This is a genomic window from Acinetobacter indicus CIP 110367 (assembly GCF_000488255.1).
In the GTDB taxonomy this organism is placed as follows: Bacteria; Pseudomonadota; Gammaproteobacteria; order Pseudomonadales; family Moraxellaceae; genus Acinetobacter; species Acinetobacter indicus.
In genome coordinates, this window is sequence record NZ_KI530756.1 from 260,130 (window position 1) to 277,538 (window position 17,409).

The window sequence follows — 17,409 nt, forward strand, 5'->3', positions numbered from 1 at the left end:
ACCAATTTGGCAGTTTTATCACTGGCCTTTTTAAGCCAACCTGTTAAGATTTAAGCAGCTTGACGGAGCGCGAGTAAATCCTCGCTGAGATTGTGTAATTGTCTAACCGTATAGATGATTAAGCACAAGTACCGTTGAACCTGATCAGGTTAACACCTGCGTAGGAATCAAGCGCAACTAAACCTTAAGTTTCGATTTATTATTCAGGATAAATCCGTTTCGTTTTGGTCGTGCTTGATTCGTTGATGCTCTTCATAAGGATCATGGTATGAACCAATTAACGAATCTTTCTTCCGAGGCTATTTCTGCTCAACACGAGCAAGATGCCAAAGACCTCACCCGTATTTTACCCGCTTCGAGCAAAGTCTATATCCAGGGCTCACGTGAGGATATCCGTGTCCCGATGCGCCAGATTGAACTGACCGAGACCCCAACCAGTTTAGGCGGTGAACACAATCCGCCGGTAATGGTCTATGACACCTCTGGCGTTTACACCGACCCGGAAGTCAATATTGATCTGAACCAGGGTTTACCGAATGTGCGTGAACGCTGGATTGAAGAGCGTAACGATACAGAAATTCTGGATCAGCTCAGTTCTAAATTCGGTCAGGAACGCCTGCGTGACATCCGCACTACCGACATCCGTTTTGCCCATATCCAGAAACCGCGCCGGGCCAAACGCGGGCATAACGTGACCCAAATGCACTATGCCAAACAGGGCATTATTACCCCGGAAATGGAATACATCGCCATCCGTGAAAACCTGCGCCAGCAGCAAGGCGTCGATATGCGCCAGCATCCGGGACAAAACTTTGGCGCACAAAACCTGCGTGAAATTACCCCGGAATTTGTACGTCAGGAAGTCGCTGCCGGCCGCGCCATTATTCCCGCCAACATTAACCACCCTGAAATTGAGCCAATGATTATTGGCCGTAATTTCCTGGTGAAAATTAATGCCAATATTGGTAACTCGGCACTGGGTTCTGACATTGCCGAAGAAGTGGCAAAAATGACCTGGGCCACCCGCTGGGGCGCCGACACCATCATGGATTTATCGACCGGGAAAAATATTCATGAAACCCGCGAATGGATTATCCGTAACTCACCCGTGCCAATTGGTACCGTGCCCATTTATCAGGCCCTGGAAAAAGTCAACGGCGTGGCAGAAGACCTGACCTGGGAAATCTTTAAAGACACCCTGATTGAACAGGCCGAACAAGGTGTGGACTACTTCACCATTCATGCTGGGGTACTGCTGCGTTATGTACCGCTGACCGCCAACCGCCTCACCGGTATTGTGTCACGTGGCGGTTCAATCATGGCGCAGTGGTGTCTGGCGCATCATGAAGAAAACTTCCTGTACACCCACTTCGATGAAATCTGCGAAATCATGAAAGCCTATGACGTCTCCTTCAGTCTGGGCGATGGCCTGCGTCCGGGCTGTATTCAGGATGCCAATGATGAAGCACAATTCAGCGAACTTCGTACCTTGGGCGAATTAACGCATCGCGCCTGGGAACATGATGTGCAGGTAATGATTGAAGGCCCGGGTCATGTGCCAATGCATATGATCAAGGAAAATATGGATCTGCAACTGGAAGTCTGCAAAGAGGCGCCGTTCTATACCCTTGGTCCGCTAACCACCGATATTGCACCGGGCTATGACCATATTACCTCGGCCATTGGGGCCGCCATGATTGGCTGGTATGGCACGGCAATGCTGTGCTATGTGACGCCAAAAGAGCATTTAGGTCTGCCGAACAAGAAAGATGTTAAAGACGGTATTATCACCTACAAGATCGCTGCACATGCCGCCGATCTGGCCAAAGGTCATCCGGGTGCGCAGGCGCGTGACAATGCCCTGTCCAAAGCCCGCTTTGAATTCCGCTGGGAAGATCAGTTTAACCTGAGTCTGGACCCGGATACGGCGCGCAGTATGCATGATGAAACCTTGCCGAAAGAAGCACACAAATCGGCGCACTTCTGTTCGATGTGTGGACCGAAATTCTGCTCCATGAAAATCACCCAAAATGTGAGAGATTATGCGCAAAATCAGAATCTTGCTAAAGAAGCCATGCAAAGTGATACAGAGGTTGCGGAAGGTCTCAAAGCCATGAAGGAAACCTATCAGCAGACTGGTCAAAAATTGTACCACGACGTCTAAACTATCGAAAAAGAGTTTGTGTTCCATTTAATCTCAGTTAGGATGAAAACTGATGTTCTTCATCCGTATGATGTTTTATGGAAATACTTAAACAGGCGACCTATGGTCGAAATGAACTGCGCATTCAACAACGTGAATTCTTGTTTCGTGGCTTTATTCAGGTTGAAAAAGTCAGTCTGAGCCATCGCCTGTTTAATCAAAACCACTATACACCGGTCATTCATCGGGAGTTGATTCAACGCCCGGAGGCAGCCGGTGTATTGTTATATGATGAAAAAAAACATAAATTTGCATTAATAGAACAATTTCGTATTGGGGCAATGGATGATCAGGATTCTCCCTGGCAACTCGAAGTCATTGCGGGCGTACTCGATGGTGATGAATCACCGGAAAGCTGCATTCGCCGTGAAACCCTAGAAGAATCAGGCTGCGAAGTTGAAGAACTGCAGCATCTGTTTACCTTCTATCCCTCTGCAGGAGCTTGTGCGGAAATCTTTCATTTATATAGTGCGAAAGTAAATTTGCCTGAACAAGGCGGTGTGTTTGGTCTTAGTGAGGAAGGCGAAAATATTCAATTACATATTTTTGAATATGAGCACTTACCCATCTTATTGGCCAATGGTCGGCTCAGGAATGCGCCGCTGATCATCGCCCTGCAATGGTTACAACAACAAATTAAACCATAAGGAATGTCTAAGGGGTCAGGCATGACTTTTATAAGCAAAAATACACAAAGCTGGACCATCGTCCAGATTTCAGACACACATTTAATGGATCAGGAAGACCTTAAATTTGTGCAGATGAATCCGGAACACAGCTTTCATGGCATCATGCGCGATATTCAGCAACGCTATCCAGAGCTGGATGCCATTGTTCATACCGGGGATCTGGCACAGGTGCCGGTGCCGGCGACCTATGCGCGCTATCTAGCATTTATGCACCGCCTGAATATTCCGTTTTATCAGATTCCGGGCAATCATGATGAAGTCGAATATTTTCCGTTTCACCAGCAGCAAAACCGGGTACATGCTATTCATTTGGGTGCCTGGACCATCATGCTGCTGAACAGTGCGGTCAAGAATCAGATTGATGGCCGGATTGAACCCTCCCAGCTCGCGCAACTGGACCAGCTGTTAACCGAACATGCCGGCCAGCATGTGATTGTGGCCTGTCATCATCATCCTTTTGCCATGCAGTCACATTGGGTCGATCAGCATAAACTGAAAAATACCGCAGATCTGACTGAAGTGATGGCCAAGCATCAGAATATTAAAGCGGTTTTATTTGGTCACGTGCATCAGGATTCGCTGAACATCTGGAACAATATTCCTTTTTATTCAACACCTTCGACTTCAGTGCAGTTTAAACCGCACAGTGATGATTTTGCCCTGGGACAGGAAGCACCGGGCTATCGGGTCTTGCATTTAAAGGACAATGGCGAGTTCGACACACAGGTACATCGTGTTGAAAATTTAGTCGGTCAAATAAATAATGAAATTTCAGGTTATTAACTTTTCATTTTAATCTTTTTGCTTTAAGTTATGGCTGCGAAGGAAAACGTGATACGACGAAATCCAAACATCAAAGACTATCAATATACATAAAAAGTCTATATGATGACGACCCCCGAAGGGATAATCTTCTCCTTGGGAGTGGATAAAAACACTTGCATATCACCATATTTTTTGCGTATAGATAATACGTATATGATGAGGAATGCCCTACATGGCGAATGACAACCAAAATCAAGTCTTGGACGAACAAACAGATGTTGTAGAGGAAAAATCTACAAAGCGCGTGCGTAAGACAAAGCCAAAGGCGTCAGAAGGTGGTTCTACTGCTAGCTTATTTGGTATTGAGCCTTATCAGCCGAAAAAAAATGAAGAATATATGTCTGAGGGCCAGCTTGAGCACTTCCGTCAGATTCTCTTGGCCTGGAAAGCCGAGCTGATGTCTGAAGTTGATCGTACGCTAAACACAATGCAAGATGAAAATACTGCATTGCCTGACGTAAACGACCGCGCCACTCAGGAAGAAGAGTTTGCCATCGAGTTACGTACCCGTGACCGTGAACGCAAACTGATCCGTAAAATTGAACAATCCATTGAAGCCATTAAAAACGATGACTACGGTTTCTGTGAAACCTGCGGAATCGAAATTGGTTTACGCCGTTTAGAAGCGCGTCCAACTGCGACTTTATGTATTGACTGCAAAACTTTGGCAGAAATCAAAGAGAAGCAAAATAACGGTTAAGCATGTCTATTCGTAATCCCTCCCTGCCCCTCCCTTTGATAAAGGGAGGGAAAGCTGAAGAGAATTACGTGGGCCGGTTTGCGCCATCGCCAACCGGCCCTTTGCATTTTGGTTCCCTCATTACTGCGGTGGCCAGTTATTGTGACGCCAAGGCCCAGCATGGGCGCTGGCTGGTCCGTATTGAAGACACCGACATTCCCCGTATTTATCCTGGCAGTGAAGCGCATATCCTGCGTTCTCTAGATGCCTTTCAGTTCGAGCCGGATGGCGAGATTCTGTTTCAAAAAGACCGTTTGGCCATTTACGAAGACGTTCTTGAGCAACTCGCCGAGCAAGGCTGGGTCTATGCCTGTCAGTGCACGCGTAAAATGCTCGGTTCCAATCATATTTATGCTGGCACCTGCCGCAATCTGCAACTCTCCTTTGCACAGCAGGCCATCCGCCTGAAAGTGACCGATACAGACATCTGCTTTGAAGACCGCTTACAGGGCCGGCATTGCTCCAACCTGCAACATGATCTGGGTGATTTTGTCTTAAAACGCCGTGACGGGATTATTAACTATCAGCTGGCCGTGGTGGTCGATGACTATCTGCAAGGCATTACCGATGTCGTCCGCGGCGCAGACCTCTTGGACAATACCGAACGACAGATCTGGCTTGGGCGGGTGCTGGGCTATCCGGAACTGCGCTATCTGCATTTGCCGCTGGCCATGAATGATCAGGGGCAAAAACTCTCCAAGCAGAACCTGGCCCAGCCGCTGGATTTAAATCAGGCTCCTCTGCTATTACAACAGGCGCTCACGGCTTTGCACCAACCCCCGGTAGTTTTAGACACCCCGGCACGTATGCTGCAGCAAGCCATTGCCCAGTGGTCAATTGACGCCATTCCACATACAACTCAGCTACAGGGCAGCTACGCATAACTACACAATTTGCGCTAATCTAGAAAAAAATAACTGCAAGATGGGATTACTATGTTTTTTATTTTCGGGATTGGTCCAAAAACCAAAGTGCTGGAGAAAAACCAGTTTGTCTGTCCGGTCTGTCGCACCCGCACCAGCTATGAACTGAAGCAGCAGCGCAATTATTTTTCCTTATTTTTTATTCCTTTAATTCCGCTATCCAAAGCCAAAGGCAGCTTTGTCAAATGTCTGAACTGTAAAACGGAAATGCCAAGCACAGTGTTGCACCATGCTCAGCCAGATCCATTTCAGCAGAGCAATCTAGAAGCTTGATTCCTCACGGCTTGGATTGGTCTGCTGGGTAGTACTTTCAATTTTCAGAATCAGACTGACCATCACCGCACACATAATTAGCGATGAACCACCATAACTGATAAATGGCAGGGTCAGCCCTTTAGTCGGCAACATGCCCATATTCATGCCGGCATTCACCAGAATCTGTAACAGGAAGATGATGCTGATGCCATAGGCCAGATAACCGGCACGTAAATACTGATGTCGCAAGGCACGATGACCAATGCGAATACAGCAGACCAGCATGGTGAAAGACAGGCTCAGCACCACCAGGATACCAAAAAAGCCAAATTCTTCGCCTAAAACGGCCAGCATAAAGTCGGTATGCGCTTCCGGCAGATAGGACATTTTCTGGATACTATGCCCCAACCCCACCCCGGCCCATTCACCCCGGCCAAAAGCCATTAAGGCATTTGACAGCTGATAACCGGCCCCGAGCGGATCATTCCACGGGTTAGAGAAAGACATTAAACGTTCAAAACGGTAGGGCTCAAACACCACCAGGAAGGTAAACGCACCCAGCATCGCACCCAAGGCAATCCCGAACTGAATCAGTGGTGCACCGGCCAGGAAGAACACCCCGAGCATGGTCAACGCAATCACCACAGTCGCACCCAAATCCGGTTCTGCCATAATCAGGCCCACAGTCGCCGCCATAATCACTGCCAGCCGTACCAGACCTTTAATATTATTACGCACTTCTTCAGCACGACGTACCACGTAGTCGGCGGTAAAAATCGCCATCATCACCTTGGCCACTTCTGAAGCCTGCAAGGTAAACCCGGCCACCCGAATCCAGCGTTTGGAACCATTGACTTCGGTACCGACCACCAGTACCGCAATCAGCAAGGCAATGGTAATAATCCATAAAAAGAAGGTGTTATTGAACCAGAGGTTTAAGGGAACTTTATACACGGTATAGGCGGCAATTAGCGCTACCGCAATTGAAATACCATGCCGCAGTACATAATGGAAGGCATTTTCATGCATACGCTCGGCATAGGGCATTGAGGCAGACGCCACCATAATCGAGCCGATACAGAGCAAGGCCAATACGCTAAAAATGAGCACATTGCGCACATTCACTTCGGCCGGTAACCGCGGTAACCAGCGCTCATAGACCTGATTGATTTTATTGATCGTTGTCTGAGCAAAGCCAGCCATATCCCAAATCCTTATTATTCTTGACCAAGTTCATTGACATAAGTCACGAACTGACGACCACGTTCCGGATAGCCCGAGAACATATCAAAACTTGCACATGCAGGTGACAATAACACGACATCCTGTGGCTGGGTATGCTGCTGGCACAGCTGTACCGCCTGTTGCAGACTGTCGGCATGGAGCAGCGTAGTGGTGCCCTGTACTGCCGCTTCAATGAGTGCGGCATCTTCACCAATCAACACTGCCAGTTTGGCATATTGACTGAGCGCCTGACGCAGTGCCTTAAAGTCCTGGCCTTTGCCCTGCCCACCTAAAATAATGGCCACCTGACCGCCATGCGGCTGAATTGCTGCACCCAAACCTTCTAGTGCCGCGAGGGTAGCGCCAATATTGGTGCCTTTGGAGTCATTATAATAACGCACGCCTGCGACCTCTTTGACGAATTCACAGCGATGCTCCAGACCTTTAAAGCTTTTTAAAGTGTTCAGCATACTGTCCATCGGCAGGCCAATCGCTTCACCCAGCGCCAGACAGGCCAAGGCATTGGCAATATTATGCGTACCCTGAATATACATGTCGCTGCTTTTCAGCAGACGTTCACGGCCACGCGCCAGCCAAATGGTGCCATCTGTTTCTTTTAAAATACCGAACTGGTTGATATCTGGTGCGTTCAGACCAAAGCTCTGCATAGGGGTGGTATCTGGCACCAGTGGACGGGTCAGTGCATCATCACGGTTATACACCACCTGTTTCACGCCCTGAAAAATACGGTGTTTGGCGGTGTGATAACCGAGCATGTCACCATGACGGTCCAGATGGTCTTCACTCATGTTCAGCACCACCGCCACTTCAGCATTCAGGTTTGAGGTGGTTTCTAACTGAAAGCTGGAAAGTTCCAGAATATACAGCTCCGGATCATCTTTGGTTAAATCCAGCGCCGGACGGCCCAGATTACCCCCAACCGCGACCTTCTTGCCAGCATCGGCAGCCATCAGGCCAATTAGTGTGGTTACGGTACTTTTGGCATTGGAACCGGTAATGGCCACAATTGGCTTGTCAGTGGCACGGCGTAAAATCTGGATTTCACTGACCACCGGAATGCCCTGCGCCATTGCCGTCTGAATTTCTGGCAGTTTTGGATCCAGTCCCGGACTGATGATAATTTCTTCAGCAGACAACAGCAGTTCCTGGTCAAACTGGCCAAAACTGGTCTGAACCTCGGCCGGAATCTGGTCATAACCGGGGGGTGTCGCTCGAGAGTCTGTTACGGCAACGCGGTAGCCCTGATCATGCAAGAAGTTGACTGCTGCAACACCTGAAATGCCAAGACCTGCCACAACTTTTAATCCACCGCGTTGTATTAACATTTGAGCTCCATCAATGATTTGGATTTTAAACTGCGGAAATGTTAGCACTTTGGGGTTTTGAATGCTTTTTCTGTTTGCAGTTTCTGGAAAAAATTTTGTGTCAGTGCGTAAAAAAGCCGTCATAGAGATGACGGCTTTTTTGATGCTCAAGGGCTTACTTCCACTTGACCCCTTGTACTTCAGTTTTCTTGCTGGCCTGCTCCGACACCGGACAATCACAGCCACCGCCACAACCGGCAGCCATTTTCGGTCTGAACCATTTGCCCAGCGTGTGCCAGCCTTTTGCCGTACAGGCATCCGACAACTTCAGAAAGACTGAATTTGAAGTCTTCGGGAATACCTTTTTGAAGACCACCAGCGTGCTCCACATCACCAATACCGCCACAATCAATACTTCAATCATTTCAGTCTCCTTTTTTTGTTTCGGCTTAAGCCAACAGGTTGGATGCAATCTGATAGGTCAGGAATGACATCAAATAGGCCAGACCAAACAGATACACGGTCATAAAGCCCACTGTTTTCCACGATGCCGTTTCACGGCGTACCGTGGCCAGCGTCGCCAGACAGTGCGGTGCATAAATAAACCAGACCAGTAGCGATAAACCGGTCGCCAATGACCAGCCCAAGTCACCACCGCTGCTGATGATGCTGGCCAGACCATCGGCCATGGCATCTTCGTCCCCTGACAGGGCGTAAATGGTACCCAGTGCAGCCACCACCACTTCACGGGCTGCCATTGCTGGAATCAAAGCAATACAGATCTGCCAGTTAAAGCCCAGTGGGGCAAAAATTGGCTGCATGATATGGCCCAGCATCCCGGCAAAGGTATAATCAATCGCCGGCATGGTCGCGCCTTCTGGCGGCTGCGGGAAGGTACACAGGAACCAGAGCAGAATCGACAGGGCAAAGATGATGCCACCAACCCGTTTCAGGAAGATTCGGGCGCGATCCAGCAACCCAATCCAGACGTTTTTGATGTCCGGGAAACGGTAACTTGGCAGTTCCATCAACAGCATGTGATCGGATTTGTCTTTCTGGAAAAACTTCAGCACAAAAGACACGCCCAGTGCACTTAAAATACCAGCCATATACAGCGCAAACAGCACCAGACCCTGCAGGTTAAACAGGCCCCATACCGTTTGTTCCGGAATAAAGGCAGCAATTAACAGCGCATACACAGGTAAACGTGCGGAACAGGTCATCAGCGGTGCCACAAAAATAGTGGTTAAACGGTCACGCGGGTCGCTGATACTGCGCGTTGCCATAATCCCCGGAATCGCGCAGGCAAAGCTGGACAGTAACGGAATAAAGGCACGGCCACTTAAACCGGCTTTAAACATCAGTTTATCCAGCAAGAATGCAGCGCGCGGTAAATAACCGGATTCTTCCAGCACCAGAATAAAGAAGAACAGAATCAGAATTTGCGGCAGGAACACCACCACACCACCGGCGCCGGCAATAATCCCGTCCACCACCAGACTGTTCAGTAAAGGATGGGCAATACTGCCACCAATTACTTCACCCAGCCGGCCAAAGAAGGTTTCAATCCCGTCCATAAATGGGGCTGCCCAGGCAAAGACCGCCTGGAAAATGATAAACATCATGACCGCCAGACTGACCAGACCCAGCACCGGATGCAGGAACACCTTATCGAGGAAATCGGAACGTTTATCTTCCTGATCGACGTATTGCACCACATCATTCAGCAGGGTTTCGGCCTTCTGATGGGCATCGCCTTTCAGACCGGTCAATTCGGTATGTGGCAGCGCATATTTACCCTGATCCAGCGCATTCATCAGGTTTTCAATCCCGGAACGGCGCACGGCCACGGTTTCTACCACCGGCACACCGAGGCGCTCAGACAGTTTCTGGGTGTTGATCTGCATGCCACGACGACGCGCTTCGTCCATCATGTTCAGCACCAGCAACATTGGACGACCCAGTTCAATCATTTCCAGTACCAGACCCAGATGCAGCTTCAGATTGGTGGCATCAACCACACACAGGAAAGCATCCTGCTGGCCTTCTTCTGCCAGTTTGCCCTGTACCACATCACGGGTAATGGCTTCGTCCGGGCTGGCAGCATTCAAGCTATAAGTGCCAGGTAAATCCAGCACCCGTACCGGCTTGCCTGAAGGTAAATTAAAATGACCGACTTTACGTTCGACCGTTACGCCGGCATAGTTGGCAACTTTCTGGCGTGTACCAGTTAAATGGTTGAATAATGAGGTTTTACCGCAGTTAGGATTCCCTACAAGGGCAATACGTAAGGCATCACTCATGTAGTGACTCCATCTTCAATTTCAATTTTCTCTGCTTCATTTTTGCGTAAGGCAAAACGGGTAAAACCGACCTGAATCAGAATCGGATCCCCGCCAAAAACACCTTTGGTAATGACCTGAACGCGCGTGCCCGGCACAAACCCCAATGTTTCCAGACGGCTGGCCACCAAGTCATTGTGTGACTCGCCCCCCTCATCCTGCCGGATAATCTGGCGGATAATGGCCGTCTGCTTTACCTTTAACTCTGATAAACGCACTGTGAAATTCCTAAGCTCTTTTAAATAGTATACAAACAAATGAGAATAATTAACAAATAAGGATTGATTACGTTTCCGTTCTTATATCACATCGACAGCCCGGAAAAATTACTCTACATTGGAGAATTCCAATGATCTTGATCGAATTCTTAAATTAAAGTGATCCACATGCTCAATAAAAAGCCCCGCATTCCTGCACCTGTCACCATTCCGGAACATTTAAGCTATTTGCAGGGCTTTCGCGATCATCTAGTAGCACAAACCGTCAGTCCACATACCCGCAATGCCTATCTGTCCGACTTAATGTTATGCAGTGCCTGCGTGCCCAGTTCAATGCTGGACTGGAGTCATGATGATATTTCCGATGTCCTGATTGAATTGACCAAACAGCAAAAAAGCCCACGTTCGATTGCCCGCTGCCTATCGGCCTTAAGGGCTTTTTATAAATTTCTGCGTGAACAGAAACTGCGCGCCGACAATCCGGTCGCCGCACATAAAACCCCAAAACTGGGCCGGGCCTTGCCCAAAGATCTGTCCGAAGCCGATGTTGAAGCGCTAATTCAGGCACCGGATGTCAATACAGCACTGGGTCTGCGCGACCGGGCCATGTTTGAAGTACTGTATGCCTGTGGTTTACGTGTCTCTGAATTGCTGAATTTGCGTCTGGAGCTGATTAACCTGAAACAGGGTTATTTGCGCATTGTCGGTAAAGGCAATAAAGAACGTCTGGTACCTTTGGGCCAAGTCGCCTGTGAATGGGTAGAACACTATCTGCAAGAGGCGCGGCCGCAGCTGTATAAAACCAGCACCGATTATTTATTTCTGACCCAGCATGGCGGCATCATGAGCCGGCAGAACTTCTGGTATGCAATTAAACGCTATGCGCTACAGGCCGGAATTCAGGCCGAATTATCACCGCATACCTTGCGCCACGCCTTTGCCACCCATCTGCTCAATCATGGCGCAGACCTGCGCGTGGTGCAAATGCTGCTGGGGCATAGCGACCTGTCGACCACACAAATTTATACCCATGTCGCGCAGATTCGCATGCAGCAGCTGCACGCGACCCATCATCCTCGCGCTTAACCGCACTGCCGAAATACGACCAAGAAGTTTTCGATCGGTCATTTTTTTTTGTTATGCTAGCCTCCTTGTTTTTATATCGATAAGAAAAGGGTTAGCAATGACATTTACCCGCGCGAAAATTGTAATGGCCATGACACTTGCTGCAGGCCTGGGCCTGACGGCATGCTCGAGCAATAATGATGAGAAAAAACAAACCACGCTTACGGCCAGTGCACCGGCAACCGGGGAAGCCTCTACCCTTTCTGAACGTAATGCCCAGCAGCGTCTGGTCAAAACCCTGGAACAGCATTTTAAAACTGCTGGCATTCAGGCCAAAATCACGGAAGTTAAAACCACGGAAGTTCCCAATCTGTACTGGGTCAGCCTGGAAGGCATGTCTGCGGTCTATGCCACCAGCGATGGCAAATACATTTTCCAGGGTGATGTGATCCGTTTAGGCGACAAACAGCTACATAACGTCGGTGAGAGCCTGCAAGCCGGCACCAATAAACAGATTTTTGCCAGCCTGAAAAAGCAGGATCTGCTGATCTATAAAGCCAAGGGCGAAACCAAACACGTCATTTATGTGTTTACCGATGTCAGCTGTCCATACTGCCACAAGCTGCATGAACATATGGATGAGCTGAACAGCAAAGGCATTGAAGTGCGCTATATTGCCTGGCCACGTGGTGAACAGTTTATTCCGGCCATGGAAAGCGTCTGGTGTAGCCAAGACCGCCATGCGGCCTTTGATCAGGCCATTGCCGGTGCTGAACTGCCTGCCGCGAGCTGCAAAACGCCAGTACGTGAACACTATCAGCTGGGTCTGAATATTGGGGTGAACGGTACCCCGGCAATCTATAGTGCAGACGGGGTTTACCTTGGTGGTTATCTGTCGCCAAGCGAATTGCTGAAGCGTTTAAATAACTAATTTTAATGGGTTAAATTACTGTTTTTTATAGATCAAGAGAAAGTGATTTCTACGCTAGAGTCTTCAGCTTTTTTTAGCTATGATCTAAGCTCGCTTAAAATTGATTAAATATGGAGTGTGACGTGAAACCAGTTCGTCTGGCAATCCTCGGTCTTGGTACTGTGGGTGGTGGTGCCCTTAAACTATTAAAAGAAAATGCTGCTGAGATTAAACGTCGCACCGGTCGTGAAATTGAAATTACCTATGTCGGCACCCGTCGTCCGCGTCCAGACCTGAACCTGCCAGAAACGGTCAAACAAAGCTCGGACCTGCTAGATATCGTGCGTCAACCGGATGTAGATGTCGTGGTTGAAGTCATGGGTGGGATTCATCCTGCATATGAAGTCATTATGGAAGCGATGAAACACGGCAAACATATTGTCACCGCGAACAAAGCCTTGCTGGCTGAACACGGCAACGAACTGTTTAAAGCCGCGGATGATCATGCCGTTCAGATCGCTTATGAAGCTGCGGTAGCTGGTGGTATTCCAATCATCAAGGTGATTCGTGAAGGTCTGGCCGCGAACAAGATTGAATGGCTGGCGGGTATCATTAACGGTACCGGTAACTTCATCTTAAGCGAAATGCGTGAAAAAGGCCGTGCCTTTGCCGATGTGCTGAAAGAAGCGCAAGAGCTGGGTTATGCCGAAGCCGATCCAACCTTCGACGTTGAAGGTATTGATGCAGCACACAAGCTGACCATTCTGGCCTCATGTGCATTTGGTATTCCGCTGCAATTTGACAAGGTGTATACCGAAGGCATTAGCAAAATTACCGCGCAAGATGTCAAATATGCCGAAGATTTAGGTTTCCGTATCAAGCATTTAGGAATTGCACGCCGTACCGATGCCGGCATTGAACTACGTGTGCATCCAACCCTGATTCCTGAAGAAGAACTGATTGCCAATGTGAATGGCGTGAAAAATGCGGTGCTGGTGCAGGCCAATGCAGTCGGTCCAACCCTGTATTATGGCGCCGGTGCCGGTGCAGGCCCAACCGCTTCAGCAGTGGTTGCTGACGTGGTCGATATTGTCCGTGACATCTCCTATACCGAAGATGGCGCAGGTACAATTCCGCAACTGGCCTTCGAAGCCTTAACTGACCTGCCAATTTTAAGCCGTGAACAGATGACCACGGGTTACTATATTCGCATTAATGCCGAAGACCAGACCGGTGTACTGGCCGATGTCACCACCATTTTAAGCCGTGCCGGTATCAGTATTGATGCCATCATGCAGCAATCTCGCTTAAAAGACCTTATTCCTATCGTGATTCTGACTGACCCAGTTCAGGAATCAAAAATGGATGAAGCGTTACAACAAATTCAAGCTTTGCCTGTGATTCATGGCGAAATTGTACGAATTCGTTTAGAATCGCTTGATAATTAATCGGGTCAAGGGGAATATTTCCCCTTGCCAAGCTCTACACACAATTGGAACATCATCATGTCGAATGCCAATCGTTATACTGGTTTAGTTGACCGTTATCGTGACCGTTTACCAGTGTCTGCAACTACACGTGCAATCTCTCTCGGTGAAGGGAATACCCCGCTAATCAAGCTTGAGAACATTCCACGTATTATTGGCAAGAACGTTGAAATTTATGTGAAGTATGAAGGCTTAAACCCGACAGGTTCATTTAAAGACCGTGGTATGACCATGGCCGTAACCAAAGCGGTTGAAGAAGGTTCAAAAGCCATTATCTGTGCCTCTACCGGTAACACTTCTGCAGCGGCAGCAGCCTATGCAGCGCGTGCTGGTATCAAAGCGTTTGTGCTGATTCCTGAAGGCAAAATTGCTATGGGTAAAATGGCACAGGCCATGATGTACGGTGCCATCACCATGCAGATTCGCGGTAACTTTGACGATGGTATGCGTCTGGTGAAAGAAGTGGCCGATCAGGCTCCTGTAACCATCGTAAACTCGATCAACCCGTACCGTCTGCAAGGTCAAAAGACCATTGCCTACGAAATCGTGGATGAACTCGGCCGTGCACCAGACTACCACTGCCTGCCAGTTGGTAACGCGGGCAACATCACTGCACACTGGATGGGTTATACCGAAGCTGTGGCTAACCAGCCTGCAGACCAGTTTGAACAAGTGGTTTATGATGCGGCAACGGATGCCTTTACTGGTCCAAAACCGGAAGGTTTACCAGTTATGGTCGGTTATCAAGCCTCTGGCGCTGCGCCATTCTTACGTGGTGCACCAGTTGAAAACCCGGAAACTGTAGCCACTGCAATCCGTATTGGTAACCCGCAAAGCTGGAACCATGCCAAAGCTGTAGTTCGTGATTCACAAGGCTGGTTCGATGAACTGACCGATGCGGAAATTCTGGAAGCTCAGCGCATGCTGTCCATGTACGAAGGCGTATTTGTTGAGCCTGCATCTGCAGCATCCATTGGCGGCGCGATGCGTGACATTAAAGCCGGTAAAATTGCAGAAGGTTCAGTAATTGTATGTACTGTTACTGGTAACGGTCTGAAAGACCCAGACACTGCAATGAAACAGTGCCAGGATGCGGTGATGCTGTCGATTGACGCTACCATGGATCAGGTTCGTGATTCTATCCTTTCAAACATGGATCAATAATTCCGGTTTGAAACAAAAATCCCTGCTCATGCAGGGATTTTTTTATGGCTGAGGTTTGAAGTTCTGCACGATTTCGCACAGAGCAGTTCAGCTTAAATCCGTTTTGGTAACTGGCTGGTCCAGGACATTAAACGGGTGGCATCGTTATTACGCGCCTGGGTATTGCTGGCCCCTAAAATAATCACCACCGCCGGACGTGAATTTAAAGTGGTGTGCATCACCAGACAACGCCCTGCTTCATTAATAAAGCCGGTTTTGGACAGGTTAATATTCCAGCCACCATTACGCACCAGCGAATTGGTATTGTTCGATTTCAGCACCCGATAACCTAGGTTAAAGTCATAGCTTGGCGTGGTCGAAAACTGGCGAATCAGGCCATATTGTGACGCGGTACTGACCAGAATACCTAAATCACGCGCCGATGATACATTGCGTGGGTCCAAACCGGTCGATTCGGTAAAGCGGGTCGAATGCATGCCCAGCTCACGCGCTTTGTTGTTCATGGCAGCCACGAACGCGCTGCGTCCACCTGGATAGGTACGCGCCAGCGCTGCTGCGGCCGGGTTTTCTGATTTCATTAAGGCAAATAATAAGGCTTCAGCACGGTTCATCTTGTCGCCCACACGCAGGGTCGAACTGGAGTTCTTGCCTGCTGCACCGGCAAAATCAATCTGCTGTAAGGTAATTTGCTCAGACATATTTAAACGCGCATCCGCCGTCACTACCGCAGTCATCACTTTGGTAATTGAAGCAATCGGCAACGCGGTATTGGTATTTTTACTGTACAGCACTTCACCGGTATTGGCATCCATCACCAGTGCGGCACGTGCGTTCACAGTGGGCTGGTTGCTATAGGATGCAGTATCCAGAATCGGGCTGGTTCTACTGACCGTGCTGGCGGGCGCCAGTGTGCTGGAACTGCGTACCGTGGTGGTAATTTTGGTTGAGCCTTGTGGTGACGGTTCCACCACCTGCTCGGTCACAGAAGTCGTGGCGGTGGTCATCACATCGCCATTCAGCAGCTGATTGGCCTCTTCAGATGACCAGCTTAGCGTTGCCTGGAGGTTACTCCCCGAGGAAGGGTTCATGACGATTTCAGCAGTACTGACTGAACTCATGCCGAGCAGAACCGATGCTCCCAGCACATGCATTAATAACTTCTTAGAATTTTTCACTATTGCTTACTCAACTCAGGGAGGTAAGATACATTTGCGTATTACCTCAAATATGCCTTACATTTACAACACAGCACGGAACCAACTTTAGCCTCCGACATTGTGCAGAATTTTTCACTTTAGGTTAAGAATAGGATGGCCAATTTTGTCGGTTGATTGCAAGCTAATTTTGCTATATGTAACAAAAAAGATGATTTTAGTGAGAGGGAGAGTCTAGGTGATCACAGTTTTAGTGGTAGATGATCATGAATTGGTTCGTACCGGCATCTGCCGTATGCTCGAAGACCACACCGATGTTCAGGTCATTGGACAAGCTGAATCTGGGGAAGAAGCCATTAATCTGGTGCGCCAGCATCATCCCAATGTGGTCCTGCTTGACGTGAACATGCCGGGCATTGGCGGGGTGGAAACCACGCGCCGTTTATTACAGACTGCCCCGGAAACCAAGGTATTGGCGGTCAGTGGTCTGGCCGAAGAACCCTATCCTTCTTTATTACTCAAAGCCGGTGCCAAAGGCTATATCACCAAAGGTGCACCTGTCTCGGAAATGGTGCGTGCCATTAAAAAAGTCATGCAGGGCGGTAAATATTTTAGTGCCGATATTGCCGAGCAACTGGCCAGTTCCTACCTGTCAGACACCCAGCAATCACCGTTCGACAGCCTGTCGGAACGTGAAATGCAGGTGGCAATGATGGTGGTGAACTGTATTAGCGCGCAGGAAATTGCTGACAAGCTGTTCGTCAGCGTGAAAACCGTAAACACCTATCGCTACCGTATTTTTGAAAAACTGAATATCGACAGTGATGTCAAACTGACCCATCTGGCCATTCGCTACGGATTAATTAAACCTTAAGCGGTTTAAGCC

General features: G+C 48.7%; 17 protein-coding genes and 1 riboswitch. Of the genes, 11 read left to right on the forward strand and 6 right to left on the reverse strand.

Annotated elements, in window-relative coordinates:
- Window positions 1-53: 53 nt before the first annotated feature.
- Window positions 54-184: riboswitch (TPP riboswitch) on the forward strand.
- Between the two features lie 84 nt (window positions 185-268).
- The 6 genes from thiC to P253_RS12530 all read left to right on the forward strand — a co-directional run bounded on the left by thiC (window position 269) and on the right by P253_RS12530 (window position 5,652).
- Window positions 269-2,164, forward strand: coding sequence for a phosphomethylpyrimidine synthase ThiC (thiC, locus tag P253_RS12505; RefSeq protein ID WP_016659693.1), 1,896 nt, complete (start codon window positions 269-271; stop codon window positions 2,162-2,164).
- 77 nt (window positions 2,165-2,241) lie between these two features.
- Entirely contained in the window at window positions 2,242-2,850 is a 609-nt protein-coding gene (locus P253_RS12510; protein WP_005181612.1) for an NUDIX domain-containing protein, read from the forward strand.
- A 21-nt stretch (window positions 2,851-2,871) separates the two neighbouring features.
- On the forward strand, window positions 2,872-3,675 hold the full coding sequence (locus P253_RS12515) for a metallophosphoesterase (RefSeq protein WP_016659694.1): 804 nt from the start codon (window positions 2,872-2,874) through the stop codon (window positions 3,673-3,675).
- Window positions 3,676-3,889: 214 nt separating this feature from the next.
- On the forward strand, window positions 3,890-4,417 hold the full coding sequence (gene dksA / locus P253_RS12520; RefSeq protein WP_016659695.1) for an RNA polymerase-binding protein DksA: 528 nt from the start codon (window positions 3,890-3,892) through the stop codon (window positions 4,415-4,417).
- Window positions 4,418-4,419: 2 nt separating this feature from the next.
- Entirely contained in the window at window positions 4,420-5,340 is a 921-nt protein-coding gene (gene gluQRS, locus P253_RS12525) for a tRNA glutamyl-Q(34) synthetase GluQRS (RefSeq protein WP_016659696.1), read from the forward strand.
- Between the two features lie 51 nt (window positions 5,341-5,391).
- Complete coding sequence (locus P253_RS12530) at window positions 5,392-5,652, forward strand: zinc-ribbon domain-containing protein (protein ID WP_005181597.1); 261 nt, start codon at window positions 5,392-5,394, stop codon at window positions 5,650-5,652.
- On the opposite strand, the gene ftsW is transcribed toward P253_RS12530, so the two are convergent.
- The 5 genes from ftsW to P253_RS12555 form a co-directional block, all read right to left on the reverse strand.
- Window positions 5,641-6,837: a putative lipid II flippase FtsW gene (ftsW, locus tag P253_RS12535; protein WP_016659697.1), complete on the reverse strand. Its 1,197-nt coding sequence runs from the start codon at window positions 6,835-6,837 to the stop codon at window positions 5,641-5,643. The two genes, P253_RS12530 and ftsW, sit on opposite strands and share 12 nt — an antisense overlap.
- A gap of 14 nt (window positions 6,838-6,851) precedes the next feature.
- Complete coding sequence (murD, locus tag P253_RS12540; RefSeq protein WP_016659698.1) at window positions 6,852-8,204, reverse strand: UDP-N-acetylmuramoyl-L-alanine--D-glutamate ligase; 1,353 nt, start codon at window positions 8,202-8,204, stop codon at window positions 6,852-6,854.
- A gap of 154 nt (window positions 8,205-8,358) precedes the next feature.
- A complete protein-coding gene (locus tag P253_RS12545) occupies window positions 8,359-8,607 on the reverse strand; it encodes a DUF6587 family protein (protein ID WP_016659699.1) in 249 nt (82 codons plus the stop codon).
- A gap of 25 nt (window positions 8,608-8,632) precedes the next feature.
- Window positions 8,633-10,486 carry a ferrous iron transporter B gene (gene feoB / locus P253_RS12550; RefSeq protein WP_016659700.1) on the reverse strand — a complete coding sequence of 618 codons (1,854 nt, stop codon included), beginning with the start codon at window positions 10,484-10,486 and terminating at the stop codon, window positions 8,633-8,635.
- The gene (locus tag P253_RS12555; RefSeq protein WP_005181588.1) at window positions 10,483-10,743 is read right to left on the reverse strand and encodes a FeoA family protein; all 261 of its coding nucleotides are present in this window, start codon (window positions 10,741-10,743) and stop codon (window positions 10,483-10,485) included. The genes feoB and P253_RS12555 overlap by 4 nt, the downstream gene beginning before the upstream one ends.
- A 168-nt stretch (window positions 10,744-10,911) precedes the next feature.
- Between P253_RS12555 and xerD the strand changes: the two genes are divergently transcribed.
- From xerD to thrC, 4 genes are all read left to right on the forward strand, one after another.
- Entirely contained in the window at window positions 10,912-11,829 is a 918-nt protein-coding gene (gene xerD / locus P253_RS12560) for a site-specific tyrosine recombinase XerD (RefSeq protein ID WP_005181586.1), read from the forward strand.
- A gap of 97 nt (window positions 11,830-11,926) precedes the next feature.
- Complete coding sequence (locus P253_RS12565) at window positions 11,927-12,739, forward strand: DsbC family protein (RefSeq protein ID WP_016659701.1); 813 nt, start codon at window positions 11,927-11,929, stop codon at window positions 12,737-12,739.
- A 122-nt stretch (window positions 12,740-12,861) separates the two neighbouring features.
- Entirely contained in the window at window positions 12,862-14,166 is a 1,305-nt protein-coding gene (locus tag P253_RS12570) for a homoserine dehydrogenase (protein WP_016659702.1), read from the forward strand.
- A 57-nt stretch (window positions 14,167-14,223) separates the two neighbouring features.
- Window positions 14,224-15,369 carry a threonine synthase gene (gene thrC / locus P253_RS12575; protein WP_005181581.1) on the forward strand — a complete coding sequence of 382 codons (1,146 nt, stop codon included), beginning with the start codon at window positions 14,224-14,226 and terminating at the stop codon, window positions 15,367-15,369.
- A 92-nt stretch (window positions 15,370-15,461) separates the two neighbouring features.
- Here thrC and P253_RS12580 read toward each other — a convergent pair whose 3' ends face one another.
- Window positions 15,462-16,544, reverse strand: coding sequence for a serine hydrolase (locus P253_RS12580; RefSeq protein ID WP_155757098.1), 1,083 nt, complete (start codon window positions 16,542-16,544; stop codon window positions 15,462-15,464).
- A 217-nt stretch (window positions 16,545-16,761) separates the two neighbouring features.
- Between P253_RS12580 and gacA the strand changes: the two genes are divergently transcribed.
- Window positions 16,762-17,397: a response regulator transcription factor GacA gene (gacA, locus tag P253_RS12585; RefSeq protein WP_005181577.1), complete on the forward strand. Its 636-nt coding sequence runs from the start codon at window positions 16,762-16,764 to the stop codon at window positions 17,395-17,397.
- Window positions 17,398-17,409 lie beyond the last annotated feature (12 nt).